Annotated in this window: 8 protein-coding genes and 1 pseudogene; all 9 read left to right on the top strand. The window is 70.4% G+C overall.

The window, feature by feature from the left end:
- Positions 1-621, top strand: a 621-nt coding sequence (locus ACTWQJ_RS40360; protein WP_443311405.1) for a homoserine kinase, incomplete at its 5' end; no start/stop codon positions are given.
- A 405-nt stretch (positions 622-1,026) separates the two neighbouring features.
- Entirely contained in the window at positions 1,027-3,054 is a 2,028-nt protein-coding gene (rho, locus tag ACTWQJ_RS40355; protein ID WP_443311404.1) for a transcription termination factor Rho, read from the top strand.
- 184 nt (positions 3,055-3,238) lie between these two features.
- Entirely contained in the window at positions 3,239-4,366 is a 1,128-nt protein-coding gene (locus tag ACTWQJ_RS40350) for an LCP family protein (RefSeq protein ID WP_443311403.1), read from the top strand.
- 170 nt (positions 4,367-4,536) lie between these two features.
- Entirely contained in the window at positions 4,537-4,758 is a 222-nt protein-coding gene (gene rpmE / locus ACTWQJ_RS40345; RefSeq protein WP_059301453.1) for a 50S ribosomal protein L31, read from the top strand.
- A gap of 106 nt (positions 4,759-4,864) precedes the next feature.
- Complete coding sequence (gene prfA / locus ACTWQJ_RS40340) at positions 4,865-5,932, top strand: peptide chain release factor 1 (RefSeq protein WP_443311402.1); 1,068 nt, start codon at positions 4,865-4,867, stop codon at positions 5,930-5,932.
- Positions 5,933-6,002: 70 nt separating this feature from the next.
- Positions 6,003-6,842 (top strand): peptide chain release factor N(5)-glutamine methyltransferase, encoded by an 840-nt coding sequence (prmC, locus tag ACTWQJ_RS40335; RefSeq protein ID WP_443311401.1) that lies wholly within the window; start codon positions 6,003-6,005, stop codon positions 6,840-6,842.
- Between the two features lie 60 nt (positions 6,843-6,902).
- A complete protein-coding gene (locus tag ACTWQJ_RS40330; RefSeq protein ID WP_443311400.1) occupies positions 6,903-7,550 on the top strand; it encodes an L-threonylcarbamoyladenylate synthase in 648 nt (215 codons plus the stop codon).
- The gene (locus ACTWQJ_RS40325) at positions 7,547-8,212 is read left to right on the top strand and encodes an arsenate reductase/protein-tyrosine-phosphatase family protein (protein ID WP_385515220.1); all 666 of its coding nucleotides are present in this window, start codon (positions 7,547-7,549) and stop codon (positions 8,210-8,212) included. Before ACTWQJ_RS40330 ends, ACTWQJ_RS40325 begins: the two co-directional genes overlap by 4 nt.
- 109 nt (positions 8,213-8,321) lie before the next feature.
- Positions 8,322-8,565 (top strand): annotated as a pseudogene (locus ACTWQJ_RS40320) (serine hydroxymethyltransferase); the annotation flags it as partial.

Below are 8,565 nucleotides of genomic sequence, written 5' to 3'. Positions count from 1 at the left end.
TCGGCTGCCATCTGCGCCGGCATCGTCGCCGCGCGGGCCGTGACCATAGGTGGCGAGGCAAAGCTCGACGACACGGCCCTGCTCGAACTCGCCACCGAGATCGAGGGCCACCCGGACAACGTGGCGGCCTGTCTACTGGGCGGTTTCACGCTCTCCTGGATGGAGGCCGGGGGCGCGCGGGCGATCAGGATGGAGCCCGCCGATTCCATCGTTCCGGTGGTTTTCGTGCCCGGGAAGCCGGTGCTGACCCAGACCGCGCGCGGACTGCTCCCGCGCACCGTGCCGCACGTCGACGCCGCCGCCAACGCAGGCCGGGCCGCCCTGCTCGTCGAGGCCCTGACCAGGCGCCCCGAGCTGCTGCTGGCCGCCACCGAGGACCGCCTGCACCAGGAGTACCGCGCGCCCGCCATGCCCGAGAGCGCGGCGCTGGTCGAGCGGCTGCGGGCCGACGGCATTCCCGCCGTGATCTCCGGCGCCGGACCCACGGTGATGGCGCTGGCCGACGCGGGAACGGCCGACAAGGTGGAACAGCTCGCAGGTCAGGGCTGGGCCGCGAACCGGCTCGCGCTCGATCTGCAGGGAGCGAGCGTGCTGCCGCTCGCGCCCTCCGGTTCCGATTAAGTGCATGCGATTGCCGGATTTGGAGAGGGGGAATGTTTGTTGGATCCGGTAGTGTTAACCTCAAGTCTGCACCCGACCCCACCATGGCGAGGTGCCTCGTGTCCCAGTCCGGGACAGACATTCTTCCGGGAGCCCCCCAAGCCGCACTGTGTTTTGTACCTCGTACGCGGGCAGTACGTCGTACGCCGACACTGAGCGGTCCGACGGGCACGCTCCGGAACCGGTGCGACCACGCCACGTGACACTGGGTGCCACGGCTCGAGGAAGCGCCATCACCAGATATTTCTTCCGCCGCTTAGGCGGACCACCGCCCCGGCACGGTTCGCACAGCAAGGACCGAAGCCGGACAGCACAACCGGTCGCCGAGCCAGACAGGCCGACGTCCGCTCCAGGGAAGGACCCTTCGTGAGCGACACCACCGATCTGATGGGCGCACGTGTCGAGGAGACCGCTGCCGCGCCCGCCACGGACGCCTCCGCGCCTGCCACCGGTGCCGGCTCCCGGCGGCGCCGCGGTACCGGCCTCGAGGGCATGGTGCTGGCCGAGCTGCAGCAGGTCGCATCCGGCCTCGGCATCAGGGGCACCGCGCGTATGCGCAAGAGCCAGCTGATCGAGGTCATCAAGGAGGCGCAGGCCGGAGGCGGAGCCCCGGCGAAGAGCGCCGAGGCCGCCGAGACCAAGCCCAAGCGCCGCGCCACCTCCAAGGCGCGCACGGGTGAGGAAGCGCCCGCCGAGAAGACCGCGAAGGCCGAGAAGAGGGCCGAGGCGCCCGCCGAGAAGGCCGTGGCCCAGCAGCAGATCGAGATCCCCGGCCAGCCGGCTGGGGGCCCCTCCCGCGCGAGCGCAGCCGAGCGTGGGGGAGAAGCCGAGCGTGGGGGAGACGACGCCCCCGCGGAGCGCCGTCGTCGCCGGGCCACCGCCGAGGCCGGCAGCCCCGAGACCGTCACCGCCGAGGCGAAGAGCGAGCCGAAGGCCGAGGCACCCGCGCAGCAGCAGCCGCAGGGCGAGGCCAAGGGCGACGCCGGTGAGGGCGCCGAGGGCCGCCGCCGGGACCGCCGCGAGCGCGGCCGGGACCGCGACCGGGACCGCCGTAAGGGCGACGACCAGCAGGGCGGTCAGCAGGGCGGTCAGCAGCGCGGCCAGCAGCAGGGCCAGCAGGGCGGCCGCCAGGACCGTCAGCAGGACGACGACGACTTCGAGGGCGGCCGCCGGGGCCGTCGCGGCCGCTACCGCGACCGCCGGGGCCGTCGTGGCCGCGACGAGATGGGCGCCGAGCCGCAGATCGCCGAGGACGACGTCCTGATCCCCGTCGCGGGCATCCTGGACATCCTCGACAACTACGCCTTCATCCGTACGTCGGGCTACCTGCCCGGTCCGAACGACGTGTACGTCTCCCTCGCCCAGGTCCGCAAGAACGGCCTGCGCAAGGGCGACCACATCACCGGCGCGGTCCGTCAGCCCAAGGAAGGCGAGCGGCGCGAGAAGTTCAACGCGCTGGTCCGCCTGGACTCCGTCAACGGCATGGCGCCCGAACACGGCCGCGGCCGACCGGAGTTCAACAAGCTGACGCCGCTGTACCCGCAGGACCGGCTCCGTCTGGAGACGGATCCCGGCGTCCTCACCACCCGCATCATCGACCTCGTCTCGCCCATCGGTAAGGGCCAGCGTGGTCTGATCGTGGCCCCGCCGAAGACCGGCAAGACCATGATCATGCAGGCGATCGCCAACGCGATCACGCACAACAACCCCGAGTGCCACCTGATGGTCGTCCTCGTCGACGAGCGTCCGGAAGAGGTCACCGACATGCAGCGGTCGGTCAAGGGCGAGGTCATCTCCTCGACCTTCGACCGCCCGGCCGAGGACCACACCACGGTCGCCGAGCTCGCCATCGAGCGCGCCAAGCGGCTGGTGGAGCTGGGCCACGACGTCGTCGTCCTGCTCGACTCGATCACGCGTCTGGGCCGTGCGTACAACCTCGCGGCGCCCGCCTCCGGCCGCATCCTGTCCGGTGGTGTCGACTCGACCGCCCTGTACCCGCCGAAGCGCTTCTTCGGTGCGGCCCGCAACATCGAGGACGGCGGCTCGCTGACCATCCTCGCCACCGCCCTGGTGGACACCGGGTCCCGCATGGACGAGGTGATCTTCGAGGAGTTCAAGGGCACGGGTAACGCCGAGCTCAAGCTCGACCGGAAGCTCGCCGACAAGCGCATCTTCCCGGCGGTGGACGTCGACGCGTCCGGTACCCGCAAGGAAGAGATCCTGCTCGGCAGCGAGGAGCTCGCCATCGTCTGGAAGCTGCGCCGGGTGCTGCACGCGCTCGACCAGCAGCAGGCGGTCGAGCTGCTGCTCGACAAGATGAAGCAGACCAAGTCGAACGCCGAGTTCCTGATGCAGATCCAGAAGACGACGCCGACGCCGGGCAACGGCGACTGAGCCGTCCAGCACACGGCAACCTGAGGGCCGCCCCCGTCACCGAGGTGACGGGGGCGGCCCTTCACAGTCTTCTGTGCAACCCTGTGCCGGGTTTCCCCGTCTGACCGTACGGAGCGACGATGGTGCGGTACACGCCTGTTCCTCACCGCAGGGGGTAACCGACCCGACGAGAACCGAGGAGCACATGTCTGCCGAGAGCACGCCGGAGCCCGGCATACCGGGCGAGCCCGGCACCACCGGCCCGCGCCATCGCGCCCCGGGCCGCCGCAAGTCCCGCGGCAAGGGCCTGCTGATCACGGCCTGGACCGCGGCGGGCATCGTCGTCCTCGGCGGCACCGGCCTCGGGTACGTGTACTTCAAGCTCAACGGCAACATCAACAGCGTCGACATCGACCACGCCCTCGGCGGCGACCGGCCCGAGAAGGTCGACAACGGCTCCGAGAACATCCTGGTCCTGGGCTCGGACACCCGCTCCGGCAGCAACCAGGACCTCGGCGGCGGCACCGACGACGGCAGCGCCCGCTCGGACACGGCGATGATCGTGCACCTCTACGAGGGCCGCAAGAAGGCCAGCGTCGTCTCCATACCGCGCGACACCCTCATCGACCGCCCGGAGTGCACCGACACCGACGGCACCACGCATGACGCCGCGACGAGCGTGATGTTCAACTCCGCGTACACCACCGGCGGCGCCGCCTGTGCCGTGAAGACCGTCGAGTCCCTCACCGGCATCCGCATGGACCACTATCTGGAGGTCGACTTCAGCGGCTTCCAGAAGCTGGTCGACGAGCTGGGCGGCGTCACGGTCACCACGACCGAGGACATCGACGACCCCGACAGCCATCTGAACCTCGAGGCCGGCACGCACAAGCTCACCGGCGCGCAGGCCCTCGGCCTGGTCCGCACCCGGCACGGCGTCGGCGACGGCTCCGACCTCGGCCGCATCCAGCTCCAGCAGGCCTTCATCAAGGCGCTGGTCGAGCAGGTCAAGGACGTCGGCCTGTTCACCAGCCCGAAGAAGCTGTACGACCTCGCCGACACCGCGACCAAGGCCGTGACGACCGACTCCGGCCTGGGCTCGGTGAACTCCCTCGTGTCCTGGGCCAACGGCCTCAAGGGCATCAGCACGTCGAAGATGCACATGGTGACCATGCCGGTCCAGTACGACCCGGCCGACCCGAACCGCGTCCTCCTGGACGAGCCCAAGGCCCAGCAGGTCTGGACCGCCCTCAAGAACGACAGGCCGATCCCGAAGTCGGCAACGGAGGGCACGGCAACGGGCGAAGCCAAGGGCGTCGTAAGCGCCCCATAGGGGCGCGGGGAACTGCGCGACAAGCCCAAGACAACCCGCAGGGAATACCCCACACCAACCCCCGGTTTTGGGGGATGGCCCCAGTCCTGGCAGACTGGTACGTCGGCTCCGGTTCACGCTCCCGCATCCCGCGGCAGCGACCCGGCGCCCTCCCGAAACTAGGAGACACCTTGAAGCGCGACATCCACCCCGAGTACGTCGAGACGCAGGTCAGCTGCACCTGCGGCGCGTCGTTCACCACCCGCAGCACGATCCAGTCCGGCACCATCCGGGCCGAGGTCTGCTCCGAGTGCCACCCGTTCTACACGGGCAAGCAGAAGATCCTCGACACCGGTGGCCGTGTGGCCCGCTTCGAGGCCCGCTTCGGCAAGGCTGCCGGCTCCAAGAAGTAGCGAGCCCCATTTCGCCGGTCCACGGCCGCGCCCTTCTTCGGCGTGCCGGGACCGGCGTTTTTGGTCGCCCGCCCCTTCACCCACGTACGCACCACAGGAGCCAGAGATGTTCGAGGCCGTCGAGGAGCTCGTCGCCGAGCACGCCGACCTGGAGAAGAAGCTCGCCGACCCGTCGGTCCACGCCGATCAGGCCAACGCGCGCAAGCTGAACAAGCGCTACGCCGAGCTGACCCCGATCGTCGCCACGTACCGCTCCTGGAAGCAGTCCGGCGACGACATCGAGACGGCCCGCGAACTGGGCGCCGACGACCCCGAGTTCGCCGCCGAGGTCAAGGAGCTGGAGCAGCAGCGCGAGGAGCTGACGGAGAAGCTGCGGCTGCTGCTGGTCCCGCGCGACCCCAGCGACGACAAGGACGTCATCCTCGAGATCAAGGCCGGCGCGGGCGGCGACGAGTCCGCCCTGTTCGCCGGCGACCTGCTGCGCATGTACCTGCGGTACGCCGAGCGGGCGGGCTGGAAGACCGAGATCATCGACGCCACCGAGTCCGAGCTGGGCGGCTACAAGGACGTCCAGGTCGCGGTGAAGGCGCGCGGGCAGATCGAGCCCGGGCAGGGGGTCTGGGCCCGGCTGAAGTACGAGGGCGGCGTGCACCGCGTGCAGCGGGTGCCGGCCACCGAGTCGCAGGGCCGTATCCACACCTCCGCGGCCGGTGTGCTCGTCACGCCCGAGGCGGAGGAGGTCGACGTCGAGATCAACCCGAACGACCTGAGGATCGACGTCTACCGGTCGTCCGGCCCGGGCGGCCAGTCCGTCAACACGACCGACTCCGCGGTGCGCATCACCCACATCCCCACCGGAGTGGTCGCCTCCTGCCAGAACGAGAAGAGCCAGCTGCAGAACAAGGAGCAGGCACTGCGTATCCTGCGCTCCAGGCTGCTCGCCGCGGCACAGGAGGAGGCGGAGAAGGAAGCCGCCGACGCCCGCCGCAGCCAGGTCCGCACCGTCGACCGCTCCGAGAAGATCCGTACGTACAACTTCCCGGAGAATCGCATCTCGGACCACCGCGTCGGCTTCAAGGCGTACAACCTGGACCAGGTCCTGGACGGCGACCTCGACGCGGTGATCCAGGCCTGCGTCGACGCGGACTCGGCCGCCAAGCTCGCAGCCGCGTAAGGCATTCACGAGTACACGGAGGACGAGCGTGCAGCAATCATTTGGGGGGCGACCCCCAAGCCCCCGCAGCGTGCTGCTCGCTGAGGTAGCTCAGGCCACCCAGCGGCTGGCCGACGCCGGCGTGCCCTCGCCGCGCAACGACGCGGAGGAGCTCGCCGCGTTCGTGCACGGTGTGAAGCGGGGCGAGTTGCACTCCGTGAAGGACTCCGACTTCGACGCCCGCTACTGGGAGGTCGTCGCACGCCGTGAGCAGCGCGAGCCGCTGCAGCACATCACCGGGCGCGCCTTCTTCCGGTACCTGGAGCTGCAGGTCGGGCCGGGCGTCTTCGTGCCGCGTCCCGAGACCGAGTCGGTGGTCGGGTGGGCCATAGACGCCGTGCGTGCCATGGATGTCGTCGAGCCGCTCATCGTCGACCTGTGCACCGGCTCGGGTGCCATCGCGCTCGCCCTCGCCCAGGAGGTGCCGCGCTCCCGTGTGCACGCCGTGGAGCTGTCGGAGGAGGCGCTGCGGTGGACCCGCAAGAACGTGGAGGGCTCGCGGGTCGATCTGCGGCAGGGTGACGCCCTGACCGCCTTCCCCGACCTCGACGGCCAGGTCGACCTGGTCATCTCCAACCCGCCGTACATCCCGCTCACGGAGTGGGAGTACGTCGCTCCGGAGGCGCGCGACTACGACCCCGAGCTGGCCCTGTTCTCCGGCGAGGACGGCCTCGAGCTCATCCGCGGCCTGGAACGCACCGCGCACCGGCTGCTGCGCCCCGGCGGTGTCGTCGTCATCGAGCACGCCGACACCCAGGGCGGCCAGGTGCCGTGGATCTTCACGGAGGAACGGGGCTGGGCCGACGCCGCCGATCACCCGGACCTCAACAACCGGCCGCGCTTCGCGACCGCCCGCAAGGCGCTGCCGTGAGCATCCCGAACCCTTCCCCACAGCAGTACGTGTACTTCGTGTACGAGGAGGCCCGCTGATATGGCACGGCGATACGACACCAACGACGCGACCGACCGTGTGACCGGTCTGCGCGAAGCCGCGTCCGCCGTCCGCCGTGGCGAACTGGTGGTCCTGCCCACCGACACCGTGTACGGCATCGGCGCCGACGCGTTCTCCTCCGAGGCCGTCTCCGATCTGCTGGAGGCCAAGGGCCGGGGCCGCAACATGCCCACCCCCGTCCTGATCGGCTCCCCGAACACCCTTCACGGTCTCGTCACCGACTTCTCCGAGCTGGCCTGGGAGCTCGTCGACGCCTTCTGGCCGGGCGCCCTCACGCTGGTCGCCAAGCACCAGCCGTCCCTGCAGTGGGACCTGGGCGACACCCGGGGCACCGTTGCCGTGCGCATGCCGCTGCACCCGGTCGCCATCGAGCTGCTGACGGAGGTCGGCCCCATGGCCGTCTCCTCCGCCAACCTCACCGGCCACCCGGCGCCGGAGGACTGCGACGCCGCCCAGCAGATGCTCGGCGACTCCGTCTCCGTCTACCTCGACGGCGGCCCCACCCCCGGCAACGTGCCGTCCTCCATCGTCGACGTCACCGGCCCGGTGCCCGTCCTGCTGCGCGAGGGCGCAATCTCGCCGGACGAGCTGCGCAAGGTCGTACCCGACCTCGAGGTGGCCAATTGACAGCCCCTGACGCGGGGCGTGGCATAGGCAGCGGGGAAGAGACGACCACGTTCGGATTCCCGAGGGACACCTTCCGCATCCTCCACGTCAGCACCGGCAACGTGTGCCGCTCGCCGATCACCGAGCGGCTGACCCGGCATTTCGTGCAGGAACGGCTCGGCATCCTGGGCGGCGGGCTGATCGTGGAGAGCGCGGGCACCTGGGGCCACGAGGGCGCGCCCATGGAGGCCAACGCCGAGACGGTGCTGGCCGACTTCGGTGCGGACGCGACCGGGTTCGTCGGCCGGGAGCTGCTCGACGAGCATGTGATCCGCGCCGACCTGGTCCTGACGGCCACCCGGGACCACCGCGCCCAGGTCATCTCCATGGGCCACTCGGCGGGTCTGCGGACGTTCACGCTGAAGGAGTTCACCCGTCTGGTGCGGGCCATAGACCCGGCCACGCTGCCTCCGCTGGAGGAGGGCGTGGTCGCCCGCGCCCGCGCGCTGGTGCGGGCGGCGGCCGCTCTACGCGGGTGGCTCCTGGCGCCGACGGCCGAGGCGGACGAGGTGTACGACCCGTACGGGGCACCGCTGCCGTTCTTCCGCTCGATCGGCGACGAGATACACCAGGCGCTGGATCCGGTCGTCACGGCGCTGACGGGTGTGACGGCGCGTACGTGACTCCGGGCGCCTGACCACAGGCCCCATACGGCCGCCGTACAACAGCGGGCGCCCCCGACCACCCCGGCCTACATTGGACCTACGTGACTGTCGACGCCCGGAGTCCACCATGTCGGTCACCCACGCCCCTGAGGGCGCTGTCGATGTACTGAGGCGGCAGGATCCCGAGCTCGCCGAGATCCTGCTCGGGGAGCTGGACCGGCAGGCCACCACCCTCCAGTTGATCGCCGCCGAGAACTTCACCTCGCCGGCCGTCCTCGCCGCCCTCGGCTCGCCGCTCGCCAACAAGTACGCGGAGGGGTATCCCGGCGCCCGGTACCACGGCGGCTGCGAGATCGTCGACGTCGCCGAGC

This window comes from Streptomyces sp. KR55, from assembly GCF_052245645.1.
Taxonomy (GTDB): Bacteria; Actinomycetota; Actinomycetes; order Streptomycetales; family Streptomycetaceae; genus Streptomyces; species Streptomyces flavusporus.
Note: the sequence above shows the minus strand (reverse complement) of the source record. Positions and strands in the feature narration are given on the sequence as shown.